Here is a 15,710-nt window from a genome sequence, read left to right on the forward strand (position 1 = left end):
GAGGATCAGTTTTCGAAAAAAATATTAGCATGCTATTTTTATCGCCAAGGTTTAATGTTTCCATAATAAACCGTTCGAAGTCATGGCTTGGCGAGTACCTTGATGAGCATGCAATCTCTTCCTCGATCGTCGGCGGATGTCGCCGCCGACGGTCTGCTCGGCCCGGGGGCCGATCCGCTGTTTCGCGACCTGGTTTCTTCTTCGATGCGCTGGCAGGCGGGTCTGGCGCACCTTGAACATCGCATCAGGAGTTTGTCCCAGCGCTGGGTCTCCGGGCCGATGGAACGGCTGCTGTTGCGCCACTGGCGTGACCGCGGCCGCTGGACCCCCGCGATCGAGCGCATGGGGCTGCCGCGTCGAGCGATGCAGGCCGCGCTGGGGGAGGCTGCGCTGACGCTTTACGTCGATCCGCGCAAGCTGATCCGCATCGTCAAGCATGCACCCAGGGAACAGGAGCCCCGGCCTTCGTCCAAGGTCTTCATCTGGGACGGCAACTGGGACCTGGGACGGGAGGATCTGCGCGAGGGATCTCGCTACCGCTTCATCAGCGATCTCGAGCTGCATCGCGACGAGCTGCGCGAAAGCGAGAGCTATCGGAGGCTCTACGCGGATCTCGCCCAGGGCGAGCCCAGGCGGTTTCGCCAGCTCGGGATATGCCTCGACAGCGAGGAGAGGATCGAAGGCTACCTACGCGTTTATCTCGCGTTCCTCGACGGCATGGCGGCGGGGGGCTTCGATGCGAGCCGCGGCAAGGACCGCCTGGGCGTGGCGGTATCGCGCGAGGGCAAGCTTTTGAAGATCAACCGCGGCCTGCACCGGCTAGCGATGGCGCAAAGCATTGGGCTGCCGCTGGTCCCCGTCTTCGTCCAGAGCGTTCATCGCCAATGGTGGCAGCAAGTGGTCGGCCAACGCCATGGCGAGCAGGCCCTCGCTGCGCTGCGCTCGGCGCTCCAGTCTTGCGTACCGGAGGAGGCGCCGGGCCCGCTCGATCGCGGCCCCTCGGGGGCATTCGACGATCGCCTCTTGCCTTCGTCGCGTAGCGAGGAGGCGCTGATTGCACCGCCCCCGGTGCCGGATGGCAAAGTGGCTGAGAAGTGCCCCGGTGGAAACCGGACCGGGGCGGCGCGTAGCGAGGAGTGTTCGCTTCTCTAAGCCGCGCAGTCGCCGGCAGCCCCGTGGACGCAGGGGTTCAGTCGAGCCACTCGGCGACGCGATCTTCGTGGTTGGCGACCCAGTCCTTGGCGGCCTGGTCGGGCGTGGCGCCTTCGCTGATCGCGAGCATCACCGCGCCTACGTCGTCCGGGCCCCAGCTGAAGCGCTTGAGGAAGGCGCTGGCCTCGGGGGCCTTTTCGTCGATACCGGGATGCGCCACGGTGTCGATGCGCTCGGCCTCGCCGAACACCGACTTGGGATCATCGAGGAAGCGCAGCTGCCACTTGGCGAACATCCAGTGAGGGATCCAGCTGGTCACCACGATCGGCTGCTCGGCGTTGATCGCGCGGCCCAGCGCCACGGTCATCGCCGGTCCCGAGCTCGGCATCAGGGTGTAGTCGAGCCCGTACTCACGGATCGCATCCTCGGTGCGGCGCATCACCCCGGCGCCGGCATCGATCCCGGTGATCCTGCCGTCGAAAGCGGCGCGTTCGCCCTCGAGGTCCTCGATGCTCCTGGCCTGCACGTAGTCCGGCACCACCAGCCCAATCTTTGCATCCTCGTAGTTGGTGCCGAGTATCTCGATATCGTCCTTGAGCCGCTCGTAGTACTCGCCGTGGGTCGCCGGCAGCCAGGCCGAGAGGGTGAGGTCGAGATCACCTCGGGCCACGCCCTGCCACATGATCGCGGGTTCCACCGCCCTGAGTTCCACCGGATAGCCGAGTTTCTCCTCGAGGATCGCCGCGGCGACATGGGTGGTGGCGACGCTGTCGTCCCAGCCGTTGACGTAGCCGATCGAGAGACTCGGCTTGTCGGCGGCGAGCGCGGCGGATGAGAGCGCTAAGGTAGCAACGAACGCAAGGGGGAGGTGCAGTTTCATTGGATGTCGCTCCAGGTGCTGAGGGGTGGGGTCACTGTGGCAGGCTTGCGAGCACCGCGGCCCGGGCATCGCCACCTTCACGGGTGGTGACGCCTTCGAGCCACGCGTCGAGGCGCTCGGGATGGGCCTTGATCCACTGCCGGGCGATCTCTTCTGGGGTGCCTTCCCTGGCCTCGAGCGAGGCCATCAATTCGCCTTCCATCGGCACGTCGAAGCGCAGATTGTCGAGCAGGCGGGCGGCGTTGGGGCAGCGCTGCGGGTAGTCGGGGGCGGTCACGGTGAACACCTGCGCCGCACCCTGGTCGGGGCCGAATACCTCATCGCCGCCGTCGAGATAGCGCATGTCGAAGCTCTGGTTCATCGGGTGCGGCGCCCAGCCGAGGAACACCAACCACTGCTCGCTGCGCACCGCGCGACGCACCTGGGTGAGCATTCCCGCCTCGCTCGATTCGATCATCTGGAAGTCGCCCAGGCCGAACTGGTCCTGCTTGATCATCTCGTCGATCAGCAGGTTGCCGTCGTTGCCTGGTTCGATCCCGTAGATCCGCCCGCCGAGCTGGTCTTTGAAGCGAGCGATGTCCTGGAAGGTCCTGAGCCCGGCGTCATAGGCGTAGGCCGGTACCGCGAGGGTGTACTTGGCGCCTTCGAGGTTGGCGGTTTCGGCTATGCGCAGCGAGCCTTCGGCGCGAAATGGCGCGACCAGCGAATCCATCGACGGCGACCAGTAGCCGAGGAAGGCGTCGAGGCTGCCGGTCTTGACCCCGGTGAAGGCGATCGGCACCGAGACCAGCTGGGTGGTCGGAGCGTAGCCGAGCGCTTCACCGAGCGCTGAGGCGACCCCTGTGGTCGCGGTGATATCGCTCCAGCCGATCTCGGCGAAGCGCAGTGCGGTGCACTCCGGTGGGTCTCCCGCGGCGAGCGCGGCGCCGCTGGTCAGGGTGAGGGTAAGGCCGAGGCCGTATAGGTAGGGTCGAGCGTTCATCAGTGGCTTTCTCCGTTGACCGGCGCGCGCTGGCCGGAAATGCGGCCGAACAATCGGCTTAGATATCCCGAGCGGCGCGCTCGGCGGCTGTCGCCGAAGCTCTCGGTGATCCGATCGAGCACGATCGCCAGCAGCACCACCGACATTCCGCTTTCGAAGCCGAGACCGATGTCGAGGCGCTGGATGCTGGCGAGTACTTCGTTACCGAGCCCGCCGGCGCCCACCATCGAGGCGATGATCACCATCGACAGCGCCATCATGATGGTCTGGTTGACTCCGGCCATGATCGACGGCAGCGCGTTGGGTAGCTGGACCTTGAACAGCAGCTGGCTCGAGGTGCAGCCGAACGACTGGCCCGCCTCGATGATCTCCTTGTTGACCTGGCGAATGCCGAGGGTGGTGAGGCGCACCGCCGGCGGCATCGCGAAGATCACCGTGGCGATGATTCCCGGCACACGGCCGAGGCCGAACAGCATCGCCGCCGGGATCAGGTAGACGAAGGCGGGCATGGTCTGCATGAAGTCGAGCAGCGGCCGGATCAGCATGTTGACCCGGTCGCTGGTCGCGGCCCAGATTCCCAGCGGTATGCCGATCAGCAGGCTGATCATCGTCGCCGAGAGGGTCAGGCCCAGGGTCACCACGGTCTGTGGCCAGAAGCCGCTGAGCAGGATCAGTCCTAGTGCCGCGAGGGTGAAGATGGCGAAGCGCAGTCCCAGGCGCCAGGCACCGAGCAGCGCGAAGAGCAGGATCATCACCTCTGCCGGCATCACCTGCAGCAGGGCCTCGATGGTGGAGGCGAATTCGTCCACCACCATACCGATGGCGTCGAATACACCGCTGTAGTTGTCGAGCAGGTAGTCGACGCCGTCGTTGACCCAGTCGCCGATGTGGAGCTGGAAGTTCATGGCTGTGCTCCTTGCAGGCGGCTGAGCAGCCGGCCTTTGGTGATTGCGCCGGTGTAGCGGCCGTCATCGTCGACCACCGGAATCGGGCCTTCGTTGCTGATCAGCCGATCGATGACGTCGGACAGCGGCAGATTGGGCGCGACCGGTGCGACCGGCTTGAGCAGCGATTGCTCGAGGCTCAGCGGGCGATCGTCGGCGGTCAGCAGGGCGAGCTTCTCCAGGCTGATCGAGCCGCGGAAGCTGCGCTGCTCGTCGACCACGAAGGCATAGTGCTTGTCCTGCGCCTCGAGATCTCGGCGCACCTGGCAGCCTTCCGGGGCGCGGCCGTTGTGCACGTAGACCGGGACGCTGTCGGCCTTGAGCTGGTCGGCGACGAGGAATCGGCTGGTGTCGACGGTCGAGAAGAAGTGGCGCACGTAGTCGTCGGCGGGGGCGGCGACCAACTCCTCCGGGGTGCCGACCTGGACCATCCGGCCGCCCTCCATGATCGCGATGCGGCTGCCGATCCGCAGTGCCTCCTCGATATCGTGGGAGACGAACAGCACGGTGCGGCGATGCTCGCGCTGCAGGCCGAGCAAAATCTCCTGCATTTCGCGGCGGATCAGGGGGTCGAGGGCCGAGAACGCCTCGTCCATGATGATCAGCGAAGGATCGACCGCGAGCGCCCGGGCGAGGCCGACGCGCTGTTGCATCCCGCCGGAGAGTTCGTCGACCCGTTTGGTAGCGAAACCCTGCAGCCCGACTTGCTCGAGCACCTCCGTGGCGCGCCGCTCGCGCGCCGCACGGCCGACCCCGGCAACCTCGAGGCCAAAGGCTGCGTTGTCGAGCACGTTACGGGTCGGCATCAGCGCGAAGGATTGGAACACCATGCTCATTTCGCGCCGGCGCAGTTCGATCAGCTCGCGGCGGTTCATGCTCGAGACGTCGCGGCCATCGATCAGCACCTGGCCGGAAGTGGGCTCGATCAGCCGGTTGACCAGTCGGATCAGCGTCGACTTACCGGAGCCGGAGAGCCCCATCAAAACGAAGATTTCACCTTCCGCGACTTCGAAGGAAACGTCGTTGACACCGACTATCACGCCGCTTTCCCGGTTGAGCCGCTGCTTGTCCCAGCCCTCGTTGAGCCGCTGCATCGCCTGGCGCGGATGGGAGCCGAACAGCTTGTAGAGATTGCGTACCACGATCTTGCCATGGGGGGGCGACATGCGGGGGAGCTCTCCTCGGAGCGCCGCTCGCGAGCGCGTGCCTCGGTCTAGGAGGGGGCGGGTCGCGAAGCGGACGTTGTTCTTGTAGTCGACCGCGGCGGCCGCTGCTCGATGATGGTGCTGGATCGCGGCGGCCGTTCTCGTATGGGTCACAATAGCCCCTTGCCGTGGGCGTCCTTGTCGGCAAGCGACATCGGGATTGCGTTCAACGACACGCAGGCATTGGGCGGTCCATGCAAAGGATGCGGCGTGGGGCGCTGGTTTGCTAGGGTGAAATCGACCTATCGGACAATTTATCGAGGCGGCGACAGCGCCTTGGTGCGCGAATCTTGCATGGAGGATTGCAAGGGGACCGCATGGCGATGCCGCCCCCTTCGGAAGCCGGGGAGAGCCCCAGCGTCCATTGGCCTGCAACCCAGACTCCAGGCGCCTCTGGCAGCCCTTGCGGGGGTTGGCGCCGTCGGATCGTGTTTCAACGAGGAGTACTCCATGTCCCAGTCAAGCGAAGGCTCCGATTCCTCCATTTGTCGAGCCCGCAGCGTTGGCTTCCTGTTGCTCGACAATTTCACCCTGATCTCCATGGCATCGGCGATCGAGCCGCTGCGGATGGCCAACCAGCTCTCCGGGCGTGAGCTCTATCGCTGGGTCACTCTGAGTCCCGATGGTGCGCCGGTCTGCGCCAGCGACGGTGTGCGGGTGGCGCCGGATCTATCCTTCGACGCCGCGCCCGCGCTCGACATGGTGATCGTCTGCGGCGGGGTTGACATTCGCGCCAGCGTCGGGCGCGAACACATCGGCTGGCTGCAGAGTCTGGCGCGCCAGGGCAGGATGCTCGGCGCGGTGTGTACGGGCAGTTGGGCACTGGCGCGGGCAGGGCTGCTCGATGGCTACGATTGCAGCGTGCACTGGGAGTTCCTCGCCGCGATGCAGGAGGCCTTTCCGCGCGTAGCGATGACCACCCGGTTGTTCTCGCTCGATCGCGACCGCTGTACTTCCTCTGGCGGCACCGCGCCGATGGACATGATGCTGCGGCTGATCCAGCAGTCCCACGGGCGCGAGCTCGCCGCGGCGATCTCCGAGATGTTCATCTACGAGCGCATTCGCAACGAGCAGGACCACCAGCGAGTGCCGCTCAAGCACATGCTCGGCACCCACCAGCCTAAGCTGCAGGAGATCGTCGCGCTGATGGAGGCCAACCTCGAAGAGCCGATCGACCTCGACGAACTGGCGCACTACGTCGATGTCTCCCGGCGTCAGCTCGAGCGGCTGTTCCAGAAGTACCTGCACTGCTCTCCGTCGCGTTACTACCTCAAGCTGCGTTTGATCCGCGCGCGCCAGCTGCTCAAGCAGACCTCGATGTCGATCATCGAGGTCGCCTCGGTGTGCGGCTTCGTCTCCACGCCTCATTTCTCGAAGTGCTATCGCGAGTATTTCGGCATCCCACCGCGGGAGGAGCGGGTCGGCACCACTTCGGTGCGCGTGCTGACGCTGCCGGTCAATCTCGATTCGGCCAACCGCGACGAGTCGCTTTCGACCACCGCGCTGAGCCGGGCTCGCAACGAGTCGACCTTCGCAAGCGTAAGGGTCTGAATGCGCACCGGTATCGCCCCCACGGGCGATGCCGCGGGCCTTCAGCTCAGCGGGCAAGCCACCGATGCGGTGGCTCGAAGCTGCGCCTGCGATGACAGCGCCATCATCTGCAGCAAGTGGCGATAGAGGTCCGCTGCATCGCTGCGCAGTCCGTCGACGGTGCTCTCTTCGGTCTTGTTGAGGTAGAACCCGCGCCGGCCGTAGAGTTCGATGACCTCGCCGGCGGGCGCGAAGTGCAGGCCGAAGCGCTTGAGCAGGCGTGGCAGGGAAGGCTCCATCACTGCATAGGCGCAGGGGCGGCGCGAGTTCTTGATCATCACGCCCGCGGCCAGATACAGCAGCAAGCCGATCGACATCGGCAGGGCGGCGCTCTTGTCGCCGTTCAGGCGGTAGTCGCGCACTACTGCCAGGCGGGAAATCTCGCACACCTGCCAAGGCTCGAAACGGGATGGATGCAGTGGGCCGCAGGCCGGCGTCGCTGGCCAGTGAGCCTCGAGCGGCAGCCGGTGCGTGTGGTTTTCCGGCATCACCACCCTGACACAGCCCACCGCCATGCCGTTGGCGCGATCGCGCAGCAGGCAGTGGAGGGAATAGTCGTCATGTTCGTCCTGCTCGAGTCCCACCTGCGACTGGGTAGTGGTGAAGTAGCCCAGCTCCTCTCGGAATATCCGGTGACGCAGTGCGAAAACCTGATCGCGCTCTCGCTCGTCGCCGGCGACGCTGAGTTCGAAGTGCTCGAGCAAACCGTCGATAGCAATCGCGATCATGGGAGGATCTCTCGTTGGTCGGGCTTCGCTTTCGTGCGGTGGGGACGAAAAGAGCGGCCCGAGAGGGTGGGTAAACCTGAGTGAAGACCAGAATACGACCAACGTCTTGCAGCTGGGATGTTCGATGGTTCATTCGATTCGCCCTGGCGGGTATCGTACGCGACACCGCTTGCACAAATGTCTCACACCTGCGGTTCCAGGCGCGCGAGTAGCTGGCTCACCTGTGTCGGTCGGCCGAGATAGAAGCCTTGGGCATGGGTGACGCCGATCTTTTCCAGCAGTTTCAGGGTTTCTTCATCCTCGACGCACTCAGCGACCACCTGCTTGCCGAATGCCAGTGCGGTCTCTGTGATCGCCTTGGTGATCAGCCAATCCTCGTGGCTGGTCGCCAGCTGGCGGATGAAACTGCCGTCGATCTTGACCACGTCGGTGGGCAGGTGGCGCAGGTGGTGGAAGCTGCTGAAACCGACACCGAAGTCGTCGAGCGCGGTTTTGCAGCCCAATGCGCGGATGCCGTTCATTATCCGGCTCGCCTGGGCGATATCGGTCACCGCCACGGTTTCGGTGATTTCGATGGTCAGCCGCTCGGCGGGCGCGCCGCTCGTCGCGAGCATTCTGTCGAGCCTGTCGAGCAGGCGGTTGTCGAGCAGCGAAGCGGCCGAGAGATTGATCGCCAGATGGACGCCGTAGGGCTCCAGCCGCCTGAGCAGCGCCAGCCCCTCTCTCATCACCCATTGGTCGATCTCGGTGATCAACCCGCAGCGCTCGGCGATCGGGATGAAGCCTCCGGGCTGGATCAGCCTGCCCTGCTCATCGACCATCCGTACCAGCGCCTCGTAATGATTTACCGAGCCGCCGCGCAGGCTGACGATCGGCTGCAGCTCGAGTACGAAGCGCTCCTCGCGCAGCGCCTGGCGCAGCCGCTCTATCCCATCTACCCGCTGCTGCAGCGCAAGTCTCGGTGCCTGTAGCGCGCTGAGCAGGTGCCAGCGCTGGTGCACGCTCTCCTTGGCCTGGTACATCGCCATGTCGGCGCTGGCCAGGAGCTCCACCGGGGTGGCGCCATGCTGGGGATAGAGCGCGATGCCGATGCTGCCTATCGCGCGATGGCGGCGACCGTTGGCGTAGTACTCGATCGCTCCCAGCGCCTGCTCGATGCGACGAGCGACCTGAACCGCCTTGGCTTCGTCGGCGCCCTCGACCAATAGTACGAATTCATCACCGCCCTGGCGGGCGATCACCGCTTGTCCTTCCAACTCGTGGCGCAGTGCCGCGGCGACCCGCTTGAGCAATTCGTCTCCCGAGCTGTGTCCACTCAGCTCGTTGACCTCCTTGAACTGGTCGAGGTCGAGGAACAGCACCGCCCCTTTGCCGTCCTGGTCGATCATGCGATCGAGGGCCTGTTCCAGATAGCGGCGGTTGTAGAGCTGGGTCAAAGGATCGCGATTGGCCAGCCAGGCCAATCGGCGCTCGGCGTGCTTGCGCTCGGTGACGTCGATGCCGACCGAGATCTGGCCCTGTGGCCGGTTGCTATCGTCGAGCAGCGGCGCGTGGTACCAGGCGATCACTCTGGGCGGCAGGTCCGGCTGCTCGAGCAGCGCTTCCTGGGGATGAGCATCGATCTCTTCGCCGCCCTCGGGGCTGCGCAGGAACACTTGGGCGAAATCGCGCCCGAGCAAAGCGGCGGCTTCGATCCCGGTGACCTGCTCGGCCTGTCGGTTGACCCGAGTGATCCGACCATTGGCGTTTTGCAAAAGGATCAGCACCTCAGCGGTATCGAGCAGCCGATTGACGAAATCCCGTTCGCGACCGAGCTCCTTGATGCGCTCGGCGAGTTCGGCGCTGTGCGCCTCGACGTCGAGCTCGAGCTTGGCGAGACGATTGGTGATCAGGAGCGCTGTGTGGTTGAGCACATCGATCTCATCCGGCCAGCGGGCATGGGGCAGGGCGATCTCGCGGCGCACCCGGGCGAAGTCGCGCGTGGCCAGCGCCGGCAGCGCCTGGGTGAGCCGCCTGAGCCTTTGCATCGGGCGCCACAGCAGGGCCAGCAGCAGCGCCTCGGCGACCAGCCAGCCGCTGATCATCACGATCACCAGCCGGTTGGTATCGGCCGCGATCGAGCGCACCTCCGCGGTGATGTCGGAGAGCACCAGCAGATGCCCGACCGCTTGTTCGCTGTCGCCCTCGTTCAGCGGCATGGCGAAGAGCTCGTAGCTGCGACTCCCATCGTTGAACCGTTTGGAGCCCACGCTCAGCTCCCTGATGCTGACTTGGCTGGAGGCGACCTCCAGCACCGGCAGCGTCTGCTCGAGATTGGTGATCGTCAGCAGGTGGCCATTCCAGGATGGGATGTAGCGAAGCTCTTCCTGCCGCACCGGGATGCCGCCGTCGATCATCAGCGAGACGTTGTCGCTGGTGGCGCGCTGGGCGCTCAGGGTCAGATCGGCCAGCGAGCGGTTGATCATCAGCACGCCGGCGCTTTCACCGCCGATCAGGATCGGCGTGAAGGCATATTGCAGGCAGCTCGAGGAACACTGGATCGAGGTGATCACTTCGTCCTCCTCCAGCACTCGGGAGAGGGTGGCCTGCAGCCAGTCGGGGCTGTAGTTCTGTGGCTCCTGGCCCCAATAGGCATAGCGGCGCCCACTTGCATCGAACAGCGCCAAGCGGTGGGCGTCGAGGGTCAGCTGAATGGTCGGCCACTGCGCCTCGAGATTGCGTTGCAGGCCGTCGAGGGTGCTGTCGCCCTCTTCGTCGCGCGGAGAGAGCGCGGCGAGCAGGCTGGCTTGCCGGCCGAGTTCGATCGAGGAGCGCCTGAGCGCGAGTTCGATCTCGCTGCGCTGATGGTCGTACCAGTCGAGACGGCGCTCCTCGAACTGACGCGTGAAGCTCGAGTGGCTCAGGTAAGTGAGCACTACCGCGAGACACAGCAGGATCAGGCTGGTGAGTGCGATGGCGCGCCACTTCAGGCTGACCAGTGGGCGGGTCGGCGAATGCCTGGGGGGATGGTGCTGCGTCGGTTTTTGCATCAATCGGTATGCCTGAAACAGGGCCTGCGGAGGGAGGAGGGCAACTGACGGCTACCCTCCATATTGGTTCAAAATCGCAGCGTCATCTGCATCAGCAACAGGTTCCATCGCTTGCTGGCGTCGTCTCTGTCGGTGAGCCAGAAGGTGCCGGTCACGTAGTGATATTCAGCGGCCAGCAAAAGCCTCGGGGTCACCGACCATTGCAGACCGGTGGTCCAGTCCCGTGCATAGGCGGAGTAGGCGGGTGAGCCGGATACTTCGGATTGCCGGTATCCCCAACGGTCGTCTCTATCGGAGATCGCTAGATCGTAGCGTAGCAACCATCGCCAATCTTCACTGAGCAAGCGCGTGTACTGGAGATAAGCGCTCTCCCCGGTCACTTGCGAATTGAGCGCCGGGTTGGACAAACCGGAGAACTCTCGCTTGCGCAGTGCGTACTCCATGGTCAGGTTCCAGTGCTCGGCATTGTACTGGGCGGAGAATATGATCGGTTGGAAGTAGAACTCGCCATCGAGTCGTCTGCCCCCTATTTCTTCGATATCGGCCTTCACCCGCGCGGTGCTGATCGCGGCGACTACCCTGCCGCCATCATGCTCATACTGTAGCTGGCTGATCATCGATGCCTTGGGATCTATCCGCGTCGGATGACCCTGGAAACCCAGCGCGCGCTCGACATCATCGTCCTTGAGCGGTACCCCGACGCCGAAGTTGAACCTCAAGGTGCCGTTGCTCAGCCGCCTTTCGACGTAGGTCATCACTCCGTCGGCGGCAAGCCCCAGGTTGCGGGTGCGGTCGAAGTAGATCGATTGCGGCAGCAGGATACCGGGGCGAGTGAAGGCGACATCACGGGTCTGATTGTAGATTCCCAGCGGCAGCTTGCCCCGGCCGATCTGGAAGCCTGCGTTGGCGCTGGCGCTGGTATAGGGCTGGTAGTCGACCACCCCGTAGTCGAGCTGGGGGGAGCCATCGCTCGCGCTATCGCCAACCCGACGCGCCATTACCTGAGCGGCGACCAGCACCCGGGAGCTGGGACGCAGCGAGGCGTTCAAGCCAAGCTCAGTATAATCGGCGCTGAGATTACCGTCGGCACCGAAGAAGTGGTTGCGGTCGGTATAGAGCAGGGTCTGGCTGAGAAAACCGTGGATCTGCAGGTTGTTCACCGCGGCCAGCGATGAATCCGCCTGATAGCACAGCAGCGGTAGCAGGCACGATAGGCGGCGGGGCCAGCGGCGCTTATCGTAGCGGTATTGCGCGGACGCGTTCATCGACCCACTCCCTTTCGACGTAGCCTACCCCGTTGGTGGTATTCGCGATGCGATCCAGCATCTGCGCTTGATTGGTGACCTGGTTGGGCGCTTGGCCTGTACCTGAATAGACGCCTCGATCCCAGGCCAGTCTAAGTTGGCTGGGGTAGATGCCCAAAACCTGCTTGGCGAATCGCGAATGCACGGGGCTTGCATCCGGCAGCACGAAGACCTCGATCGCGGCACCGCTGTCGTCGAGCGATCTCTGGCGCATGGCGAAGATCGCGCGCGCGGTCTCCCGCGAAATCGACATCGGAGTACGGGAGTCAGGATTGGCGATGAGCACCAAGTCATGCGGGGAGGTCGAGTTCTCGGCATAGGCGTGGATGCAGAACAGCATGAGGCTCAGCCAGTGCCAGCGCCACCGGGGCTTGGTGCTTCTGCGACGCGGGCTGGGCAGCAACGAATCGCGATGGGTCGTTCGGCCGAACGGCCTCGTGCTAATAGCGCTTGCCATGGATATCCGCGCGCGAGTGGAACGTAAACTTCATCGTAGTCCCGCAATCATCCTCTGCGCCGTCGAGTCACGATTTTTGCATCGAAATTTGGTGCGATCGTGTGGAGACGGTGAGCGATGGGGCCGAATGCGAAGCCGAGCGAAGCAACGCCCGGACACAGCGGATGTGGGAGAGCCCGAATCAGAATAATCGGCACCGCTGAGGATTGCATCCGCTGCGTGTAAGTAAAAGAGATGAAGGTGCCCGCAAGGTGGGTGTCGCAGAGGCTGCGTGTGGCGAGAGTCTCCAGGTATTTCGCAACGATGTCGCCGTCTCCGGGAGCGGATCGGCCGACGATGGCTCAGCCTGGAGGTGCACTGTGATGTGTCGAGAACACGCTCGAATATCGCGAAAAACCGCGCCTGGATTTTTTGCGCTTGTGTCATCTACCAGTGAGGCAAATGAGGGGGATTCTTGATTGACTGAAGCGGTGGCCACGAAGAGCCACCGCTTGGTTTGCCGGACCGCGATCAGAAGTCGTAGCGCAGGCGCACCCAGTTTTCATCCGGTTGGTTATCGGAAGTGTTGGTGAAGGTGCGCTCCAGGTCGACCCGGAACCCATAGGCCAGCTGGGTGGCGAGACCGACGTACTGATGGTTGGTCTGGTAGTTGTCCCAGCGCATGCCGTCTCCGGCGACGTAGGGTTGGGTGCTCTTCAACAGCGGCATGTCGAGCGGGAATTTGTAGCCGGCGAAGTACTCCCACCCCTGTGCGGTGCCCTCGAAGTAGTCGGTCGGGACTCGATTGTCGTGCAGCGGCACGAAGTCTTCGTAGACGCCCACCATCGCAGACAGGGTCCAGTTATCAGGCTTCCACTGTACGGCGGTGCCGCTCATCTGCTGGTCGTATCCGGTGGGATCGCCACTGCCTTGGCGGATCTCGGCGCGAGTGTAGCTGTAGGCCGCGCTCAGGGTCAGGTCCGGGGTGACGCGGTAATCGGCACCGATCGCACCGCCGGATTTGCGCTTGTAGCGCAAAAGGTTCGCCTCGTCGCCACCGAGATAGTAGTCGTTGGTCGGCAGCGTCCAGCCCAGGGTGAGCTTGACCGGTCCAATGTCCTTGACGTACTTGATCAGGTCGCGCGCCCGGTAGGAGCCGTCGTAGTCGCCATTGACCCCGTTGCCCGGCCCCTGGCCATGCATGTCGTTGTCCCATACGTCGGTCTTCTCGCCGATCACGCTGTAGAAGACGCTGTTTTGCTTGCCATAGGTCAGCGTGCCGTAGGTATTGCTCGCCACGCCCACGTAGAGCTGGCGCCTGGTGGTGTTGTCCCTGTCGTGATCGTAGTGGCGATTCCAGTCGAGGGTATTGAAGATGTCCACACCGGGCTCGTAGTAGCCGAGCAGGCGTAGATCGTCGCTGAGGAAGTACTCCGCGGTGATCCGCAGCCGGGTGCCGCCGTCGTAGCCGCGATGCATGTACGAGCCATCGTCGCTGCCGCCCATCTTGTTGCGATACTGAGAACGAATGCTGCCCCCGACCTGGAGCTTGAGGTTGTTGAGCACGGGTGAACCATTGTCGCGCTCGAGCAGAGTGATTTCGGCGCTGGCGCTGGCGGCGTAAAGGAGCGCCCCGGCCGCGGTGACGGCGAGCACTCCCTGGTTGATCTTCATTGTATTGTCTCTTTCCCTTGTCGTTTGGATGAGTCGCCTGGGCGTCGAGTGGGGTTACCCACCGCCGTCCGGCGTATCGATCGCTGCCCGGTGAGAGGTAGGGACCGAAAAAAAAGCGATTAAGTTTTAAATCAGTTTTGGTTGGGGGGAAAGAGCCTGGGGACTTTTTTCTCGAGCGGTGCGCGAATGGATGCGCCCCGCACGGCGATGGTCACCGTGCGGGGCGGGGAGGGGAAGGAGACTGGGGCGGGATTCAGACCGCGGCGGCGGTGCGCTGCGGCGAAAGCTCGTCGATGCCGAGGTGGGCGAGCATCCGTTCGCTGTACCAGTCGAGGAAGTCGATCACGCCGAATTCGTAGGTCTTCGAGTAGGGGCCCGGCTGGTAGGCGAGCGAGTTGATCCCACGCTGGTTCTCCTCGGCCAGCCGCCGGTCCTGGTCATTGGTGGCGTCCCATACCTGGCGCAGCCGGGCGACGTCGTAGTCGACGCCCTCGACCGCGTCCTTGTGCACGATCCACTTGGTGATCACCTTGGTGCGCTGGGCCGAGAGCGGCCAGACGGTGAAGTTGATCAGATGGTCGCCCATGCAGTGGTTCCACGAGTGCGGCAGATGAAGGATGCGCATGCTGCCGAGGTCGGGGTCGGTGATCCGTCCCATCAGCTTGTTGCAGCCCTGCTTGCCATCGAAGGTCATCGAGACCGCGCCTTCGGTCAGCGGCATCCTGACGATCCGGTTGCGCAGCCCGAACGAGGCGTGGGCATGGGGAATGCCTTGGGTATCCCAACGCATGGCGCAGGCGGCGACGTGCTGCTTGAACGCCTCGCTGGCGCGCGGGTCGGTGACGTCGTCCCATTCGAGCAGGGTGTTCAAAAGCTCCGGATGCGAGCCGTTGCAGTGGTAGCATTCGCGGTTGTTCTCGATCACCAGCTTCCAGTTGGCCTGTTCGATGATCTCGCTTTTCACCGCCACCTTGGTGTTGGCCATGTCGTAGGGGGCCATGTAGTGCTCGAGGGTGGCGAAGAAGTCGTCGATCGACACCGGGTTCTCGGCGAGCGAAACGAACACGAAGCCGCCGGCCTCGCGCACGTGCACCGGCTTGAGCCCATAGTCGGCCATCGAGAAGTCGGTGCCCATCTCGGTGCCCGCGAACAGCAGCCGGCCGTCGAGTTCATAGGTCCACTGGTGGTAGGGGCAGACCAGCTTGGCGACCTTGCCGCGCTCGTGCAGGCAAAGCCTTGAACCGCGATGCCGGCAGACATTGTGGAAGGCGTGGATCGCGCCGTCAGCGCCGCGCACCACCAACACCGGGTTGTCGCCGATCTCGATGGTGAGATAGTTGCCCTTGGATGGAATCTCGCAGCCCATCCCGGCGATCAGCCACTCCTGGGCGAAGATTCGCTCGATGTCCAGCTGGTGTACGCGCTCATCGTTGTAAAGCGGCTGCGGCAGCGAGAAATAGGGGTTGCGCTCGGCAAGCATCCTGCCCACCGCCTGGCGCACGGTAGCGAGGGGATCGTCGAGGATAGGGAGGGGCTGGATCATGGTCTGCTCCTGATGCGAGCGCGCGAGTTATTGTTGGGGCCACTTGGCGGTGGGAGTCGATGATCCGAGTGTGGGCCGCTGCACCGGGCGATCCTTGTCCATGGACGACATGCTTGGATGCATCCCCGACGCGGCCGAGCCTGTGCGACGCGGGCGGTCGCGATGAGCAAGACGATGTCGCCGACGGATAAGTGGGCCTTAAGGGCATGGCGCACAATCGCGCCATGGACGCAACCGTCCCTG

At 64.0% G+C, this 15,710-nt stretch carries 12 protein-coding genes; 2 read left to right on the top strand and 10 right to left on the bottom strand.

Going from position 1 to position 15,710, the window contains the following annotated elements; translation table 11 throughout:
• Positions 1-102: 102 nt before the first annotated feature.
• Positions 103-1,152: a hypothetical protein gene (locus A5892_RS08060; protein WP_064122372.1), complete on the top strand. Its 1,050-nt coding sequence runs from the start codon at positions 103-105 to the stop codon at positions 1,150-1,152.
• A gap of 37 nt (positions 1,153-1,189) precedes the next feature.
• On the opposite strand, the gene A5892_RS08065 is transcribed toward A5892_RS08060, so the two are convergent.
• From A5892_RS08065 to A5892_RS08080, 4 genes are read right to left on the bottom strand one after another with little or no spacing between them, the layout of a single operon-like run.
• On the bottom strand, positions 1,190-2,032 hold the full coding sequence (locus A5892_RS08065) for a glycine betaine ABC transporter substrate-binding protein (protein ID WP_064122373.1): 843 nt from the start codon (positions 2,030-2,032) through the stop codon (positions 1,190-1,192).
• 31 nt (positions 2,033-2,063) lie between these two features.
• Positions 2,064-3,014 (bottom strand): choline ABC transporter substrate-binding protein, encoded by a 951-nt coding sequence (gene choX / locus A5892_RS08070; RefSeq protein WP_064122374.1) that lies wholly within the window; start codon positions 3,012-3,014, stop codon positions 2,064-2,066.
• A complete protein-coding gene (locus A5892_RS08075) occupies positions 3,014-3,919 on the bottom strand; it encodes an ABC transporter permease (protein WP_064122375.1) in 906 nt (301 codons plus the stop codon). Before A5892_RS08075 ends, choX begins: the two co-directional genes overlap by 1 nt.
• Positions 3,916-5,124, bottom strand: coding sequence for a quaternary amine ABC transporter ATP-binding protein (locus A5892_RS08080; RefSeq protein ID WP_064122376.1), 1,209 nt, complete (start codon positions 5,122-5,124; stop codon positions 3,916-3,918). The genes A5892_RS08075 and A5892_RS08080 overlap by 4 nt, the downstream gene beginning before the upstream one ends.
• A 489-nt stretch (positions 5,125-5,613) precedes the next feature.
• On the opposite strand from A5892_RS08080, the gene A5892_RS08085 reads away from it, so the two are divergent.
• The gene (locus A5892_RS08085; RefSeq protein ID WP_064122377.1) at positions 5,614-6,714 is read left to right on the top strand and encodes a GlxA family transcriptional regulator; all 1,101 of its coding nucleotides are present in this window, start codon (positions 5,614-5,616) and stop codon (positions 6,712-6,714) included.
• Between the two features lie 41 nt (positions 6,715-6,755).
• Here the strand turns inward: A5892_RS08085 and A5892_RS08090 are convergent, their stop codons facing one another.
• The 6 genes from A5892_RS08090 to A5892_RS08115 all read right to left on the bottom strand — a co-directional run bounded on the left by A5892_RS08090 (position 6,756) and on the right by A5892_RS08115 (position 15,467).
• Positions 6,756-7,481, bottom strand: coding sequence for a GNAT family N-acyltransferase (locus A5892_RS08090; protein WP_064122378.1), 726 nt, complete (start codon positions 7,479-7,481; stop codon positions 6,756-6,758).
• A gap of 182 nt (positions 7,482-7,663) precedes the next feature.
• On the bottom strand, positions 7,664-10,510 hold the full coding sequence (locus A5892_RS08095; protein ID WP_064122379.1) for a bifunctional diguanylate cyclase/phosphodiesterase: 2,847 nt from the start codon (positions 10,508-10,510) through the stop codon (positions 7,664-7,666).
• A gap of 68 nt (positions 10,511-10,578) precedes the next feature.
• A complete protein-coding gene (locus A5892_RS08100; RefSeq protein ID WP_223302828.1) occupies positions 10,579-11,775 on the bottom strand; it encodes a hypothetical protein in 1,197 nt (398 codons plus the stop codon).
• Positions 11,744-12,154: a hypothetical protein gene (locus A5892_RS08105; RefSeq protein WP_064124380.1), complete on the bottom strand. Its 411-nt coding sequence runs from the start codon at positions 12,152-12,154 to the stop codon at positions 11,744-11,746. Before A5892_RS08105 ends, A5892_RS08100 begins: the two co-directional genes overlap by 32 nt.
• Positions 12,155-12,781: 627 nt before the next feature.
• Entirely contained in the window at positions 12,782-13,924 is a 1,143-nt protein-coding gene (locus A5892_RS08110; RefSeq protein WP_064122380.1) for a porin, read from the bottom strand.
• A gap of 253 nt (positions 13,925-14,177) precedes the next feature.
• Entirely contained in the window at positions 14,178-15,467 is a 1,290-nt protein-coding gene (locus tag A5892_RS08115; RefSeq protein ID WP_064122381.1) for an aromatic ring-hydroxylating oxygenase subunit alpha, read from the bottom strand.
• Positions 15,468-15,710: the final 243 nt, after the last annotated feature.

Source organism: Halotalea alkalilenta, assembly GCF_001648175.1.
Lineage (GTDB): Bacteria > Pseudomonadota > Gammaproteobacteria > Pseudomonadales > Halomonadaceae > Halotalea > Halotalea alkalilenta_A.